The organism is Nitrincola iocasae, assembly GCF_008727795.1.
In the GTDB taxonomy this organism is placed as follows: Bacteria; Pseudomonadota; Gammaproteobacteria; order Pseudomonadales; family Balneatricaceae; genus Nitrincola; species Nitrincola iocasae.
In genome coordinates this window covers 1,930,241-1,945,567 of sequence record NZ_CP044222.1, presented here as the reverse complement: position 1 = coordinate 1,945,567, position 15,327 = coordinate 1,930,241, and the positions used below count along the sequence as shown (strand labels likewise).

Annotated in this window: 13 protein-coding genes; 4 read left to right on the top strand and 9 right to left on the bottom strand. The window is 50.3% G+C overall.

The genetic code is table 11. The annotated features are described in order from the left end of the window. Nucleotides 1–33: 33 nt before the first annotated feature. The 5 genes from F5I99_RS09090 to F5I99_RS09065 all read right to left on the bottom strand — a co-directional run bounded on the left by F5I99_RS09090 (nucleotide 34) and on the right by F5I99_RS09065 (nucleotide 4,575). Complete coding sequence (locus tag F5I99_RS09090; RefSeq protein WP_191905994.1) at nucleotides 34–564, bottom strand: RBBP9/YdeN family alpha/beta hydrolase; 531 nt, start codon at nucleotides 562–564, stop codon at nucleotides 34–36. Between the two features lie 512 nt (nucleotides 565–1,076). Continuing rightward, the gene (trhA, locus tag F5I99_RS09080; RefSeq protein WP_151055242.1) at nucleotides 1,077–1,733 is read right to left on the bottom strand and encodes a PAQR family membrane homeostasis protein TrhA; all 657 of its coding nucleotides are present in this window, start codon (nucleotides 1,731–1,733) and stop codon (nucleotides 1,077–1,079) included. A 115-nt stretch (nucleotides 1,734–1,848) separates the two neighbouring features. Continuing rightward, nucleotides 1,849–2,100, bottom strand: a complete 252-nt coding sequence (locus F5I99_RS09075) for a DUF1272 domain-containing protein (protein ID WP_151055239.1) — start codon at nucleotides 2,098–2,100, stop codon at nucleotides 1,849–1,851. Nucleotides 2,101–2,302: 202 nt separating this feature from the next. Beyond that, a complete protein-coding gene (locus F5I99_RS09070) occupies nucleotides 2,303–3,091 on the bottom strand; it encodes a DUF2628 domain-containing protein (protein WP_191905993.1) in 789 nt (262 codons plus the stop codon). A 303-nt stretch (nucleotides 3,092–3,394) separates the two neighbouring features. Further along, a protein-coding gene (locus F5I99_RS09065; RefSeq protein ID WP_151053352.1) for an IS3 family transposase occupies nucleotides 3,395–4,575 on the bottom strand; the annotation gives its coding sequence in 2 pieces (ribosomal slippage) (nucleotides 3,395–4,308 and nucleotides 4,308–4,575; 1,182 coding nt in all). Between the two features lie 795 nt (nucleotides 4,576–5,370). Here F5I99_RS09065 and F5I99_RS09055 point away from each other — a divergent pair. From F5I99_RS09055 to F5I99_RS09045, 3 genes are read left to right on the top strand one after another with little or no spacing between them, the layout of a single operon-like run. Further along, nucleotides 5,371–5,760: a PepSY domain-containing protein gene (locus F5I99_RS09055; protein ID WP_151055234.1), complete on the top strand. Its 390-nt coding sequence runs from the start codon at nucleotides 5,371–5,373 to the stop codon at nucleotides 5,758–5,760. Between the two features lie 41 nt (nucleotides 5,761–5,801). Then, on the top strand, nucleotides 5,802–6,272 hold the full coding sequence (locus F5I99_RS09050) for a DUF2271 domain-containing protein (RefSeq protein WP_151055231.1): 471 nt from the start codon (nucleotides 5,802–5,804) through the stop codon (nucleotides 6,270–6,272). 22 nt (nucleotides 6,273–6,294) lie between these two features. Then, nucleotides 6,295–8,517: a PepSY domain-containing protein gene (locus F5I99_RS09045; protein WP_151055228.1), complete on the top strand. Its 2,223-nt coding sequence runs from the start codon at nucleotides 6,295–6,297 to the stop codon at nucleotides 8,515–8,517. 119 nt (nucleotides 8,518–8,636) lie between these two features. On the opposite strand, the gene F5I99_RS09040 is transcribed toward F5I99_RS09045, so the two are convergent. The 3 genes from F5I99_RS09040 to F5I99_RS09030 form a co-directional block, all read right to left on the bottom strand. Next, nucleotides 8,637–9,353, bottom strand: coding sequence for a ZIP family metal transporter (locus F5I99_RS09040; RefSeq protein ID WP_151055225.1), 717 nt, complete (start codon nucleotides 9,351–9,353; stop codon nucleotides 8,637–8,639). Nucleotides 9,354–9,482: 129 nt separating this feature from the next. Beyond that, nucleotides 9,483–10,130, bottom strand: a complete 648-nt coding sequence (locus tag F5I99_RS09035) for a DUF7379 domain-containing protein (RefSeq protein WP_151055222.1) — start codon at nucleotides 10,128–10,130, stop codon at nucleotides 9,483–9,485. Nucleotides 10,131–10,180: 50 nt separating this feature from the next. Continuing rightward, on the bottom strand, nucleotides 10,181–13,636 hold the full coding sequence (locus F5I99_RS09030) for an acyl-[ACP]--phospholipid O-acyltransferase (protein WP_151055219.1): 3,456 nt from the start codon (nucleotides 13,634–13,636) through the stop codon (nucleotides 10,181–10,183). Nucleotides 13,637–13,793: 157 nt separating this feature from the next. Between F5I99_RS09030 and F5I99_RS09025 the strand changes: the two genes are divergently transcribed. Continuing rightward, the gene (locus F5I99_RS09025; protein WP_151055216.1) at nucleotides 13,794–14,534 is read left to right on the top strand and encodes a helix-turn-helix domain-containing protein; all 741 of its coding nucleotides are present in this window, start codon (nucleotides 13,794–13,796) and stop codon (nucleotides 14,532–14,534) included. Between the two features lie 136 nt (nucleotides 14,535–14,670). On the opposite strand, the gene F5I99_RS09020 is transcribed toward F5I99_RS09025, so the two are convergent. After that, a complete protein-coding gene (locus F5I99_RS09020) occupies nucleotides 14,671–15,252 on the bottom strand; it encodes a DUF6151 family protein (RefSeq protein ID WP_225307612.1) in 582 nt (193 codons plus the stop codon). Nucleotides 15,253–15,327 lie beyond the last annotated feature (75 nt).

Here is a 15,327-nt window from a genome sequence, read left to right as displayed (position 1 = left end):
CAGCACCCAGCAAACCATCAAATGAGCCTTACCTCAAATAAGCCCCTCAAGTTGTCGCAGCAACGTTTGACCCTCAGGCCAATCACCCAAACCACTATCGCCATTGATATGACCCGCCTCGCCTATGTTGACCAGGTCGCTCCCCCAGTTTGACGCACATTCTTCAGAGTAGATGATTCCGCCATAGGGATCGTTGGTACTTGCGACAACAATAGATTTAAAAGGTAACCTATCCACTGGCAATGGCTCAAACCCAAAGGCTTGGGTAGGGAATGCAGGACTTTGGGGGTTTGGAACAGCGACGAGTAAAGCTGCATTTATTTTCAGATTCGTCTTGGCTGCCCAGTGAGCAACAAGTAAGCACCCTAAGCTATGCGCTACAAGCGTGGTCCTTGGACCGGAAGATTTAACAGCGTCTTCAAGTGAGGCAACCCAGTCTGAGCAGATAGGGCTTTCCCAACGCTCTTGGTTAACACGCATACAGTTTTTATTGAGTTGTTCCCAGCGACTTTGCCAGTGATCTGGCCCTGAATTTCCGAAACCGGGTAGAATGAGAATTTTCATGTTGGCGCAACTCCTACGGTAGTGTTCAGAATTCTGTGCCATTTCGATAAACTAAGCAAAAACGAGATGACACATGACCAAGCCAAACTTCGATATGGAAGCCGCCTTAGCCCAACTGCGTGAAGGCAAAGGCCGTCAAGAGCCCTGCTGGTCTGCTACAACGCCTGATTAGCAATTTTATATCACATATTGGGGAATTACTCATATCCAGGTAATTGGCTTGGTATCTATTTGCAGCCCTCATGGTTGATAATCACGCTGACACTCTTGCCTTGGTGCCCATGCTAGTGTCGGCAGGTTGGTATGTACTGCACTATGTAGAACGGATTATAGGCTATCGGTTTGACACCATAACGCGCATTCATTGCCCTGTTCTGCTGATGCATGTCGACAGCGATACAACCATCCCGACAGGGTTAATGTTGTTCTTATCAGTGTACGGACTGTATGGCGGCAACGTGGCAAATTCTGCCGTGGAGCACACGGACACACAGAATAATCAAAAATCGCTGTCAGCCTTTATACCCAAGCACGGCAAAATAATGGCAGGTAGTACCGCCAATAACGAACAAATGCCAGACAAAGTGGCCGTATTTCAATGCTGAGTCAGTGGCAAAGAAGATCACGCCGACTGTGTAGGACAGGCCTCCTGCCACTAACAAAAATAAGCCAGTCTGAGAGATATTGGCCATCAACGGCTCGATTGCAATCACGATTGTCCAACCCATCAGCAGGTAAAGACTGGTGAACAGAATGTGGTGATGTGACTTGAGAAGGATCTTTAAGGTGATCCCGATAAAGGCGAGCCCCCAAACAATTCCCAGCAACAACCAACCCCAAGGGCCGTACAAAACACCCAGTGTTAACGGCGTGTAAGTACCGGCAATCAACAGAAATATGCCCGAATGCTCAATCACCAGAAACACCGCCTTGTTACTACCAGGCGGCAAAGCATGGTAGAGGGAGGATGCCATATAGAGCATCACCATGGTGGCTGCGAAAACGCTGCAGCCCACGATAAATGCAGGGTCTCCAAGCATCACAGCATGTTTGATAAGAAAGAAAGCACCAATCAGCGCCGCAAACATCCCTATGCCATGACTGACCGAGTTAGCGACCTCCTCTCGCGGTGTCTGTTCACGTCCTGCTATTGAGTAATGCCTATTCATTCATATGAGCGGCGCGGCGCGTCGAAGTGCTGGGCCTCACCTAAGTAGTATCCGGTGTGGCCAATTGAAGAGCCCTTATACTGTAGTCAAGGCGGAGCCGCAACGAAAGGCCTAGTTATGAATTTACGGTGACACATCCTTCTTGTTTTAGGATGCGCTTAGTTGCAGCCGGATTTTTCGCTAACAGCGATTCCGGCCTTATAGGACGCTGAACCAGGTTCCCGCCGCAGTTTGGGCACTGATGCTTCAAGACATTTTCTGCGCAACTTGAACAGAAAGTGCATTCAAAAGTACAGATGACCGCTTCGCTTGAATTCGGCGGCAAGTCTTTGTCGCAGCACTCACAGTTTGGTCTAAGTTCTAGCATAAAGTCTCCTTTTCTGTACCTGCATAACGCCTTGCTTACAAGATTAGAACACTATTCTACGATTTCATTTGTCAGCAAGTTAAAGCCAACCACTCCAAAAAATACTGCAAACACAGCTTCAAATGCCACTTTGGATTTTAGATAATGTCGGCGAAGCCAAAATGAAGTAGCCACCAACGTGACTGGCATTGCCAAGCCACTTTCATAGGCCCAACACACTGACGTAAAATTCCTTCCCATTATCGGCCATTTCAACAGTATAGGTGATTGGAATTTCGTTCGCTTGCCCAGTATTACTAGTGATAATGCTCAATTCGGCGGCGCACTCGTAGGCCCCAGTTTGTTCATTTGTATTTGTTGTTCTTATTGCACCAATCGTATAGGAAAACATTTTTGTGGCTTCAGCGCCTAATTGGTTACCCATTTCACGGTCTGCAATTTGTTTGATCAGGTTTGTTGTTTCTGTATCGCTACATTTAGGAACTGGGACGGGACCCAACATTACTATGCCAAACAATAAAACCAATGCCAGCAGCGGAAAGCCTATTGCACCCACTGGCTTTGAAAGCATGCTGGGCCAGCCGCCCCACATGTTTTCACCATACATTACTTTTCGAAAGTAATCATAATTGGCTAGCTGAGCACAAAAAACAGATGATGGAATCCAATAGGCAACAGCAGGAAACTCAAACCCAATAATGAATTCCACAAGCGTTAACAAAGTAGCCAGCGCCCATGTTACACCTAGGATTGCGGCGCCTTTTGCCCACATTTTTTTGCTAAAGTAGTAAAGAGAACCAAACAGAAACGCTAAGATGTTGAAGGAAATCTTATTTCTCTCTCTGAAACTAAGCCCTTTGTATTCAGCAGAGCCCATGGCTTTGTACAAAAATTGCTCACCCGCCCCCATCTTTTGGAGGATATCGAACTTCACCTTCCAAGCTTCGCTCACACTTGGTGTGCTGCTTTCAGTAGATAGTGTTTCACTCATTTTGGCTCTCCATTCATTTCGTTGCTGCTCCCGTGGTATGTCTATAAGTGGCGCAGGTGAGATGCGCCTAATGCCGCTCAGCATGCGCGGCTTTTTATTTTCCGTGTTTGAAATATCCATTCCGGAACGAATACATCCGAGTAACTCTTTTCAATGAGATCGGATAATTCCTTCCAAAACTTATATGGCTTACTTCCAAGCCATAGCCTCGCAGACTCACCTCCCCTTTTTTGATCAGAACAATTACTTTCAGCTGAATTTCCCGAACCAGCATCTTGTGATGTGGCTAATCATCTGTAGTGGTCAAGTAAAACTGGCCACCGGTTTATAGTTAATCCAGTACTGTTCCTCTGCCTGATTCGGACTCATTCCATTGTTATGCCGGTGTGGTCGAAGCTGACTATAATACCCGATTAAATACTTCACTACGTGATGCTGCGCCTGAACGAGTGAGTGGTAGCCGTAGGTAGGCACCCATTCAACCTTCAAGCTTCTAAAAAAACGCTCCATTGGTGCATTATCCCAGCAGTTACCACGTCGGCTAAGGCTCTGCTTTATTTGACACTTCCAGAGCGTCTGACGGAATTTACGACTCGTATAATGGCTACCCTGGTCACTATGGAACATCACGCCTTTCGGTCGACCACGGCTCTCATACGCCATTTTTAGTGCATTGCTGGTAAGCTCACTGTCTGGCGATAGCGACATCGCCCAGCCCACTGGCTTACGTGCAAATAAATCAATGACAACCGCTAAATAAGCCCAGCGATTGCCAGTCCAGATGTACGTGACATCGCCACACCAGATGCAGTTTGGCGCATCAACGTTAAACTGGCGGTCTAAATGATTCGGTATCTGAACATGTTCATCACCTGTTTTCTTATATGTGTGACCAGGTACCTGGCAACTGATAAGTCCAAGCTTTTCCATCAAGCGTCCGGCTCGATAGCGGCTCAATGGCACGTTCTGATTGGTAGCCATTTCCGCAATGCTTCGTGCACCCGCAGAGCCCTCGCTCGCGCGAAAGAGCTCCCTAACGACTGCCTGTTCTACGGTCTTTTTCGCACATACAGGCTTTTTTGAACGTTGTTTCCAGTACCTGAAGCTGCTGCGGTGCACGCCAAACACCTCACACAGCTTCGTTACCGGGTAGCTCGTCTTGAGTTTCTCGATTATCGAGAATTGTTCAGAGAGTCCGACATCAAGAGAGCGGTAGCCTTTTTTAATATATCTTTTTCCATTTCAACTTCGCGGATACGTTTCTCAAGCTCGCGTATTCTAAGTTGATCTGGTGTCATTGGTGTTGCTTTTGGACTTTCACCACCACGCTCTTTTCGTAGCTGGCGAACCCATTTATCCATGGTCGAATGTCCGACATTCATGGCTTCAGCCGCATCTCGAATAGAGTAATTTTGGTCGACTACCAGCTGTGCTGCTTCGAGTCTGAATTCAGGGCTGAAATTTCGGTTTGGTCTTCTGGTCATATTGTCACCTAATTATCTCTTGGTGCATGATAGCACCTCTAATTAGATGGCCAAATTAACTATGCCACTACAAAGATGATATCCGAATGACGTGTAGAGCATGTATGGAATTACAGATGGGAGTAGCCAGATCCACTGCTGACTATACACAGCCCACGCCCAACACCCCCACGCCCATATAATTACAGCATATTTTATTAAACTAATCATTGAGTAACCCCAACTATGGAAGAATAATGTAGTGATCTGTTTCGTGGTAAGCAACTTCCCGAATGCCGTCTTCCTCAAACTGATACAGAGTGGCACCCGGATAGGCTAGTAGAATCGATGCTGAAATAACGCCAGGAACGACTCACCATGAGACTGATGATGAAGTGATTTGCCGCCATAAGCCAAGAAGTTGGAAACACTGTCGAGGTAAGAAGCAAAATTGTAGAAACTTTCCGCACGCATAAAAAAACCTTCCGTCATTTTAGGCATCCACGAGAGGCGCAGTGCCTGCGCTAACTCTGAACGATCTTCTCTCGCTTCCCGATAATGGTCTCGGTTCCCACCATCTGGATTAAAACCACAGATTTCGGCAAGCACTTCGAGAAGGGTAGATTTTCCGCTGCCACTCTATCCAACCAAGAATGTCGCTGGAGTTGTTAGATCAAGATCAATTCCATGACGAAATGCTGGGATGTTAAAGGGGAAATCGTCACCGATACATCTTTAATGTACACGCTCATCCCCTTCAGGCTGGTGTCAGAAATCCGGTATAGAGTGACGACATTACCAAGAAGGAGAACGAGCATGAACACTAAACCTATTGTACTGGGCCTATCGATTCTGCTGTTAAGCGGGGCATCGCTTGCCGATGATGACTGTGACGACCCTATTTCCCATTGGCAGCCTCAGGAAACCTTGCGACAACAGCTGGAAGCCGATGGGTGGACCGTTTTCCGAATCAAAGTTGACGATGGCTGTTACGAAGTCAAAGCAAACGACGCTAACGGTAACCGGGTAGAAGCCAGCTTTGCGCCAGCCTCGTTTGATCTGATGGAACTGGAACGTGAGGACGATGATGACGACGACGACCATGACGATGACGAATATCGCAGTAACAATCAAACACCTGCAGCTAATCCAGTGATGCCGAGCAATGGCATTGTGAAGGGTCGTCCTAGTGTCACCGTTGAGTAAACCCTATGACTGCAGTGGCCTGAATTATCGGAGATAACATCATGAAAAAGAAACTATTTATTGCAGGACTGACAGCTGCACTGGCATTCCCGGCCGTCGCACTGGCCAAGGAAGTGACCCTGACTACCGAGTTGACCAACTACCGGGGTGATGGTGCATATATAGCGATCTACCTGACAGATTCAGATGGAGCCTATCAGGGCACACTCTGGGTCGCTGGAGGTAAAAGCAAATATTACAAACACCTGCGAGACTGGGCCAGAGGCAGCGGCCTGAATAGTGCCGAATACGATGGTTTAACCGGCGCCAGCGTTTCCAGTGGCCGAACCCTGAATATCACCCTGGACCTGGACGAAGCGCTGATCGACAACGGCTATCAGATTCGCGTGGATACCGCCGTGGAAGATATGCGAGACAACCGTGCCGATATTATCGCACCGCTGACCACCGATGGCGTTGGTCAACCCGTTAGCGGACGAGGCTATGTGCAGTCGTTCACCTACAATTTTTGAATCATTAACGGGAGGTAACACTATGTGGCGCAAGCTTCACTCACTTCCAGGTCTTTTGACAGCTGTGTTTTTGATCGTGCTGGCCGTCACCGGAACAATTTTGTCGATTTCACCGGCACTAGAACGTTCGGGTGCCATTGTTCCGGCAGTGGGCGAAGTAACCGTAGCTCAGCTTGCTGAACGCGTGACGGCACATTACCCGGGCACGGAACAAATTAAACGTTTGCCTTCAGGTGGCGTTGTCGTCTACTACATGAATGACGGTAATCCAGGAGCCGATCGGGTGAATCCGATCACGGGTCAGGGCATCGCCCCATACCAACCGTCTGCTTTTTTTCGCTGGATTAAAGACTTGCACCGCGCCTTTCTTATGGATAATGGAGGGCGTTTAATAGCCGGTGTATCAGCGTTCCTGATGGTACTGATGTGTATTTCAGGTGCTTTCATGTTGTCTCGGCGTGCAGGTGGCTGGGGAGCATTGTTAAGGCCATTCAAAGGGGCCGGCGATCATCGCATTCACTCCGAGTTGGCGCGGTTTGCCGTCATTGGACTTTTGCTCTCAGCCCTGACCGGAAGTTACATGTCAGCGGTGCGCTTTGGTTTACTGCCACAAGTTGTTGGTAGCGAACCCGATTTCCCGGCAGAGGTTTCAGGGGGCACACCGGCCGTCATCGGTTCACTCAAAGCGCTCAAAAACACAGACCTTAGCAACCTGCATGACCTGGTGTTCCCCTACCCGAATGATCCGCAGGATGTGTTCTCGCTGAGCACCCGTCAGGGGGCTGGATTCATCGATCAATCCACTGGCGAAATGTTGCAATACGAAGCGACACCCGTTAATAGCCAGCTCTATGACTGGATGATGCGCCTGCATACGGGTGAAGGTTTATGGTGGCTGGGACTGATACTGGGAGCGACCGCATTGACGGTGCCAGTGCTCTCGATCAGCGGCACCCGAATCTGGTGGAAACGCCGTCGTGCAACAGGCCGTGTTCTGGATAATGCAGATATCGCAACAGCCGATACAATCATTCTGGTAGGTACGGAAAATAACACCACCTGGGGCTTTGCCAGGGATCTCCATGAACAAATGGCCGCTGCAGGACGCAGGGTACTCTCTGTTGACATGAACCAGCTTGCTGATACCTACCCACAGGCCACGACGCTGCTAGTACTGACCTCTACTTACGGTGATGGCGGAGCACCCACATCAGCTAACAAATTTATGGAAAAACTGCACCATTTCCACGCGCCAAACGGCCTACAGTTCGCGGTTCTGGGGTTTGGAGATAAACAGTTCGCAAGCTTCTGCAAATTTGCCATCCAGGTGGACAAGGGTCTGGCTTTCATAGGGCTCGAAAGGCTTGCAGCAGTTGGCTTCGTTGATCGAAAATCGACCGAGCAGTTTACTGAATGGGGCAATAGGATAGCCGTCGTAACCGGAGTACCGCTGGCACTTAGCCATAATCCAGTCCCCACCACCCGGTTTGAACTGGCACTGGTGGACAGAGCCGACTTTGGCGTGGCGGTTCAAGCACCCACCAGCATCCTGCGCTTCGGACCGGCTTCCGGCAAAAAAATATTGTGGGGACTATTCCGGAAAAAAGCCAACCAATTGCCTGGTTTCGATGCCGGTGATTTAATCGGCATTCTCCCGCCAGGTGGCAAAGCCCCCCGTTACTACTCGTTGGCTTCGTCGAACGAAGATGGATTGCTGGAAATCTGTGTACGTAAACAACCTGATGGCCTGTGCTCCGGGTTTCTCCACAACCTAACACCGGGTGATCGCATCCAAGGATTTATTCAACACAACCCGAATTTTCGACCCGCTGCAGGCCATCATCCCACTATTCTAATTGGGGCGGGAGCTGGTATCGGCCCACTGACCGGTTTTATCCGAAAAAACAACGCGAAGCACCCCATGTACCTTTACTGGGGTGGCCGGAATCCGCAATCGGACTTTCTTTATGAACCCGAGCTGAGCCGCTACCTTGAAGACAGTCGGCTGAGCGGTTTGAATACCGCTTTTTCCCGCGCTCCAGAAAGCGCCTATGTACAAGATAAAATTAGCGAAGATGCATCGAATGTGTGCCACATGATAGAAACCGGTGCGCAAATCCTTGTTTGTGGTGGGCGCGACATGGCCTCGAGCGTGAAACAGGTAATCAATGAGATCCTGTTGCCCCTGAACCTGGATGTCGACACACTCGAGCGTGACGGGCGATACCTTGAGGACGTCTATTAACACTGAAAGACGTAACGGAATGAACATTGGGCAAGCCAACCCTATTCCGGGTTGGTTATACCCTGTCGCTTATTCTTTGAGCAGGCACGTTAATATCTTTAATTTCTACCGCTATCTCTTTATGCGCCAACTGCAACTTTACCTATAACGCCGAGTAAAAAGCCTGCTACCGCTCCAAGTGGGGGAGCCCAGTGCTTTTTCAGCTTGGCCTGCGGCGCAATATCCTGAAAGATCAGGTACAGGATGCCACCAGCGGCAAATAGAGAGATAGCCGAAACCACTGCCGGAAATCCAGACAAGACAAAATATCCGGTTAGCCCCGCTATTGGACCTAGCAAGGCCATCAGAGTGAATGCGCCAACCACTTGTGAAATACGATAATGAGTTGATTTTGTAACTTCCCTGCAGGCATTAAAACCCTCTGGAAGATTCTGTAGCGCGATAATTCCTGCAAGCAACAATCCCGAAGCCTTTGAGACAGCGAAAGTTGCACCAAGTGCCAGTGCTTCGGGGACAAAATCAGATAACATCGCTACTAATTGGCTTGCTGGGGTAGCCTTGGCAGCCAGGAGAACATCAAGCAACATTAATGCCACGGCTCCACTCATAAAACAGATCACTATCAGCAGAAGATCCAGGTTTTTTATCCCTTCCGGAACAAGAACCAGCGCGACCGCTGCCAAAAGCGCCCCTCCACCAAAGGCGATTACGCTATGGCGAACTTCAGTTTCAAGCCAGCGTGGTCGGATATGCTCAAACCCGGCAAAGACTGCTCCGATCGGCATCGCGATTCCTGGTAACAGCGTCAATACAATAATGAGAATCCAGTCGTTCAATGTACTAATAGCTCCTTTTCTGAAGCATTTATGCAGAATCTACCACTTCCCGACCCATAGTTAAAAGCGTGAACGATTCCTGCGGCTACCCACCAACTTGCTAACGTTGAATAGACCTGAAAAATCATCTCAACTTGAACCTGAACTATCAGATGTAAAATTACTGTGTTTTATGAAACAAAGTGCTTTCTCGTACACTTCGGCAACCATAATAAGCTGAATATGGCTGTAGTGCAGAACTATGTGGTCAGTCTCACCCTGTATGTGAGTTTCGCTGACGGATACGGTGCCATCAGAGGGTTCTGCATTTCCTTTGATCAGCGGCAGGAAACCAATACCTCCGTCTCCGGCAATACTCCCAAGAGGAATGTCCAGATCCCAGTCTGATCTGTTTTTTATCAATCCTTTCTCCATGCTATGACCCAGGAGGCTCCCAAGTTTTTTTGACTTCATCCACCGGGCAATAGCCGCACCTTGATGCGGCGTACCAATAGTAACCACCTTGCGAATAGTATGATCTTCACCCACAGACGCCACATAGGCGCGCGCCAGTAATCCACCCAGTGAATGGCAGACAAGGAAAACCTCATTGGCATTGATACTACTAAGGTGCGTGGACAGGTTCTCTACATTGAGCTCCAGTGATTCGGAAGTCGTCTTATAGCCAAAAGAGCTAGTCGAATAGCCTTGCGCTTCAAACCAACGCGCCATGGGTCGCATCACCAAGGGGCGCATGTAAAGGCCATGTATCAAAACAATATGTGCTTGATCAGACACAGGTAAACCTCCAGAAATACTCTATGGTTATTCACATCTACCTTCGCAGATCAGGTCAGCAATAGCCGACTTGCCACCTGCTTCAGCCCTTTGTAATCCACCTTGCCACTACCGAGTTTGGGCAGCTCGTCCACGGCAACAACCTGTGCCGGAATCATTAGCGGATTCACCCCCGCCTTGACCATTTTCTGGCGGATATCCTCAGCGCCCTCGGTGATCAGCAGCACTACTTTTTCACCTTTTTTATCGTCCTTGATATTGGTAGCGCCAAATTCGGTGGTTTCACTGTCTACCACCCCGGCGACGGCCGCCTCCACCGCACCCAGACTGATCATCTCACCGCCAATCTTGGCAAAGCGGGAGTAACGGTCGACGATACTCAGGAAACCGTCGCTATCGATATGCCCTTTATCACCCGTGCAGTACCAGCGCCGACCGTCCAGTTCAACAATGGCATCGTCGGTTTTCTCAGGGTCATTCAAATAACCCTGCATGACCTGCCCACCGGAAACCAGAATCAAACCATCGTCGCCACCGGGCAGTGATTCCAGCGATTCTGGATCCACAATACGGAAGCAGCTGCCGGGCAGCGGCATACCTACCGTACCCGGCTTGTTACCCGTCTGAACCTTCCAACTGCTCGGGTCCATGGAATCAGGCACGTTAACACTGGCCACCGGCGCGGTCTCGGTGGCACCATAGCCTTCGAAAATCGTTTTTTTGAACTTCAGCTCGAAACTGTTACGCACCTCTGGCGATAGCTTTTCGGCACCGGCGACAATCACACGCAAAGAATCCAGCATGCTCGGCACGACATTGCGGTTGCGGCTATAAAGCCGCAGGAAGGTGGCTGTACCACACAGAATACTCACCTTGTGGCGATAAATCGCCTTGCCTATATTGAGCGCATCGGTAGGGTCCGGGTGGCATACCGCAGGAATCCCTTCCACCATCGGCAGCAAGCTGTTTACCGTCAGGCCGAATGAATGAAACAACGGCAGGCAAGCCATCATGGCATCGTCTTCATCGGTGTTGAGCACATCGCTGATCTGCTTGATATTGCCCATTAGGTTGCGGTGGGTCAGCACCACCCCCTTGGGTGTACCCTCACTGCCGCTAGAGAAAAGAATCTGCGCCGGGCTCTCCAATGTGGTGCTGCGCCCATACAGGTGACACAACCAAGAGGCAGGCAACAGATAGGCACTGATCAAATGCGTCAGTAAACGGATTTTGGTCATGCGTTTACGCACGTCCTCCAGATATACCACCCGGGTACCGGCCAACATCGCATCCAGATCAAGCCCACGACTCAAGAGCTTTTTGGCAAACCGCTCAGAGGTATACACGGTATCGATTCCGGCGCTACGAATCGCCGCTTTCACTGAATCCACGCCTGCGGTGAAATTTAGATTCACGGCGGTCTGACCGTTCAGCATCACGGCCAAATTCGCCATCACACCCGCGGCACTGGCAGGCAGCATAAGGCCCACGTTCTGCTCGCGGCAGATTTTCTTCATGCTGCGCGCCATCGCGGTTGTACCGGCGATTACCCGGGCATTGCTGTAACGCACATCACCGAGCGTATCGATCAGACTGACAGAATTCGGGCGACGCTTGGCCTGCTTCATCCAGGCCTGCGGCAGAGGCTCCAGCGTCGCTGTATAGTCTTCCCAACCATCTACCGACAGTTCGAACACCTTCTGTTTAAGCGCCTCGGCTTTGGTACTCAACGGCAAAGGTTTACCCAGCGCTACAATCACATTGCGCTTGAAGCCATCAGTGGTGTTCTCACGCAGCTTTTCGCTATGCGAGCGGGACAGACGGCTACCCCACAGGCCACGCAGGTAGAACGGCACGATCACCCCCTGCTCGATATCTTCCACCGCTTTCTCATAACCACGGCGGAACATGCCCAAATGCCCTGTGCGACTGATCGCCCCTTCCGGGAACAGGCACACGACTTCACCCTTTTTAAGACACTGGTTGACACTCTCCAACGCGTCCTTGCTGTTACCGGCACTAATTGGAATCGCACCAAAGAGCTTCAGAAAAGGCTTTAGATACCAGCTTTCGTAGATGCTGCGCAGCATGACGAAACGCACCGGGCGCGGGCAGGCGATCTGTACCATGGCCCAGTCGATCCAGCTGATATGATTACCCAGCAACAGTACTCCACCCTCTTTCGGCAGATGCTCCAGCCCCGATACACTCACCCGGTAACGACGTTTGAGAAGCACACCGGCGAAGATGCGTACCAGCGAATGAGGCAGACAGTACAGTGTGTAAGCGGCACCCGCGACGGCCACAACTGCCAACAGGTAGAACAGCCCGGCACTGCTGAAACCAAGCAGCGAAAACAGTACCGTCAGCCCGAGAAAGCCGATCATCGCCAGGTTCTGAATCCAGTTGTTGCCAGCCAGCACCGTGCCCAGCTTCTCTTCGCGGGCAGTGTACTGAATAAGAGCGTTCAGCGGCACGATAAACAGCCCACCGCAGACACCGATCAACAGCAGCAACGCCGCCAGAGAATACAATCCGTTGAACAACGGCATGACCCCCAGACAGAAGGCAATACCTATAGCACCCAGCGGCACCAGGCCAAGTTCAATATGTGCACGAGAGGCACGGCCAGCAACAATTGAACCGATCAGAATACCGATACCACTAACGCCCAGAAGCCCCTGAATCACCAGCGTATTGGTCTCGGCCAGCACCTCTTTGGCATAGGCTGGAAATGCCGCCAGTAGTACCTGGGAGATCGCCCAGAACATCGCCAAACCGACAATCGATAACCAGATAGCTCGGCTACCCCGAATCGCACGGATATTGCCGCGTAGATAACCGCCCTTCACATAGGTGCTAACACTGAACGTCTTGGTAGGTTCGCCCGCTTCACTACTGGGCAATTGTCCGGCAAGAGTCCACTCGACAACAGACAACACCACCAGCACCAGTCCCAGCGGCGCGATCGCGTACATCACCTCAGAGGTATCACTGAAGTCCGGCTGGTAGAAATGCTCGAACAGCCCGGAAAATACAAACGTACCCGCCAAAATCGACACAATAGTGGTCGCCTGCACCAGCGCGTTACCCTGGGCGAGACGCTCATCGCCGAGCAATTCGCGGATAAAGCCATACTTGGCCGGTGAGTAGATCGCACTCTGAATCGACAGCAGTAACGTCAACCCGAAGGATACCCAGAACCAGCCAGCCAGATAACTGAGGGCAATCAGCCCTGTGCCGGCAACAGCGGCCAGCGCACCGTAGCGAATCACGGTCGGCTTGGGGAAACGGTCGGAGATAAACCCGGCAGGAGAAAATAGCAGGATGAACGGCAGCAGAATCAGACCGTTGATCAGTGCTGTGAGAATCACCTGCAGGTCGCCATCCCAGGTCTTGAAGATGGTGTTCTGAATAACAATCTTGTGGCCAAGATCCACAAAGGCGTTAAGAAACACCACGAGAATATAGGCGAGAAATCCTTTAACTTTGAAAAGTTGGTTCATAATCGGCGTCCTATTGCGATGCATTTATTCCTCACCATCCTGATCAGAATTAAGGCGAGGTACAACTTCCCTGTTAATAGTTGCGTAAAAGCCACCATAAAGTATCATCTAGTGATACTTTATTCCCGATTGGCTCAAACGAAATAGCAGGAACCCCATGGCGAGACAGACTAAAGCACTGATCACCACGCTGAAACGAGCGCTGAAAGCCCACGGCAGGACCTATGCCGATGTAGCCACAGCGCTGGACTTATCCGAAGCTAGTGTAAAACGGCTGCTATCCACAAACCAGTTATCATTGGAGCGGCTGGAAGCCATTGGCCAGTTGATCGGCCTGGAGATCACCGATCTGGTCAAACAGATGGAAGAGGAAACAGGCCGTATCGAGCGCCTTACCGTCGAGCAGGAGCGCGAAATCGCAGGCGATCTGACTCTGCTGCTGATCACCGTGTGCGTACTCAACCGCTGGACTCTGGACGATATCCTGCAGGTCCATCAGCTCGACCCGCACACCTGCACCCGGAAACTGGCACGCCTGGACAAACTTCAGCTTATCGATCTGCTGCCCCGAAACCGGGTCAAGCTGAAGGTAGCTGCCAACTTCAACTGGATTGAAAATGGCCCTATCCAGCAGTTCTTCCAGCAGCGTATCGCCAGCGAATACTTCAACTCCCGTTTTCAGGCCGAGGATGAGAACCTGATCGTGCTGAACGGTATGCTGTCGAAATCATCCAATCAGGCGTTCCAGCGGCGCATGCAACGCCTGGCGCGGGAGTTTGAAGAGTTTAACCGGGAGGATGTATCGCTGGATTTTGATACGCGCCACGGAACGACCGTGATCATTGCCATCCGCGGCTGGCGCTATGGGCTGTTCAAAACCGATGTGGATAAGGCATAGCTTGTATATCCTGCCCACTATCATGTGCCCACTTCCGTGATTTACCCGAAAGAACAGACTTGCTTGGGCTTGAGCAGCACAGCATCAAGCTGCTCGATATAGGCACTGGAGCCAATGGAATCTACCCGCTATGTTGTTAGGCACTTTTCAAATCTTTGAGTTCCTCTGCAGTAAGTATCAATGGGGTCACGATTAGATCGCCAGTCTCATTAAATAGTTGAGATCCTCTATACTTACCACCAATACGCATTGATAAAACAATCCAGAAGAATCGTAAAATAGTGCCTAGAAGGCCTCTCTGTTTTGGCCTTGACTCTTCAGTAGCAGAACCAACATTAACTATTGCAATGTTTGTTCCGAAGTTTTCCTCCATCATAGAATGGTCAAGCGATGAGTGAATTAGACCTATAAAAGAAACTTTGGGATTAGCTAAAGTATTTCCAATCGGGGTTTTGCAACAAGCAGCATACCACCGAACCAGCCCGTTCTCGCTAAGCCGCACCGCAGCAAGGTGATCCTTACCATGCGAAAAGACTACGCGTGGTTGAGCCAACTGTACGATCTCGGTTCCACCCTGTGCGTCCAACACGTCATTGGAACAACCCAAGAATTTTGTAAAGGCCTTGCAATCGGAGCAGTAACACACAATTCGGCTGCAAGTTCCAACACCTCGAATATGACCGCGTAAAGATCCGCATTTACATTGAATTTTATGCATTATTTTTCCCTTACTAAAAAGTACCGCCAGTGCTCATATGCCTTATAACGCCAACAGCATCCGAGGCTTTATAGT

Coding starts and splice junctions, on each gene's coding strand:
- F5I99_RS09025 (WP_151055216.1), top strand. CDS start 13,794: ATGGCGAGACAGACTAAAGCACTGATCACCACGCTGAAACGAGCGCTG.
- F5I99_RS09050 (WP_151055231.1), top strand. CDS start 5,802: ATGAAAAAGAAACTATTTATTGCAGGACTGACAGCTGCACTGGCATTC.
- F5I99_RS09020 (WP_225307612.1), bottom strand. CDS start 15,252: ATGCATAAAATTCAATGTAAATGCGGATCTTTACGCGGTCATATTCGA.
- F5I99_RS09045 (WP_151055228.1), top strand. CDS start 6,295: ATGTGGCGCAAGCTTCACTCACTTCCAGGTCTTTTGACAGCTGTGTTT.
- trhA (WP_151055242.1), bottom strand. CDS start 1,733: ATGAATAGGCATTACTCAATAGCAGGACGTGAACAGACACCGCGAGAG.
- F5I99_RS09070 (WP_191905993.1), bottom strand. CDS start 3,091: ATGAGTGAAACACTATCTACTGAAAGCAGCACACCAAGTGTGAGCGAA.
- F5I99_RS09075 (WP_151055239.1), bottom strand. CDS start 2,100: ATGCTAGAACTTAGACCAAACTGTGAGTGCTGCGACAAAGACTTGCCG.
- F5I99_RS09090 (WP_191905994.1), bottom strand. CDS start 564: ATGAAAATTCTCATTCTACCCGGTTTCGGAAATTCAGGGCCAGATCAC.
- F5I99_RS09030 (WP_151055219.1), bottom strand. CDS start 13,636: ATGAACCAACTTTTCAAAGTTAAAGGATTTCTCGCCTATATTCTCGTG.
- F5I99_RS09055 (WP_151055234.1), top strand. CDS start 5,371: ATGAACACTAAACCTATTGTACTGGGCCTATCGATTCTGCTGTTAAGC.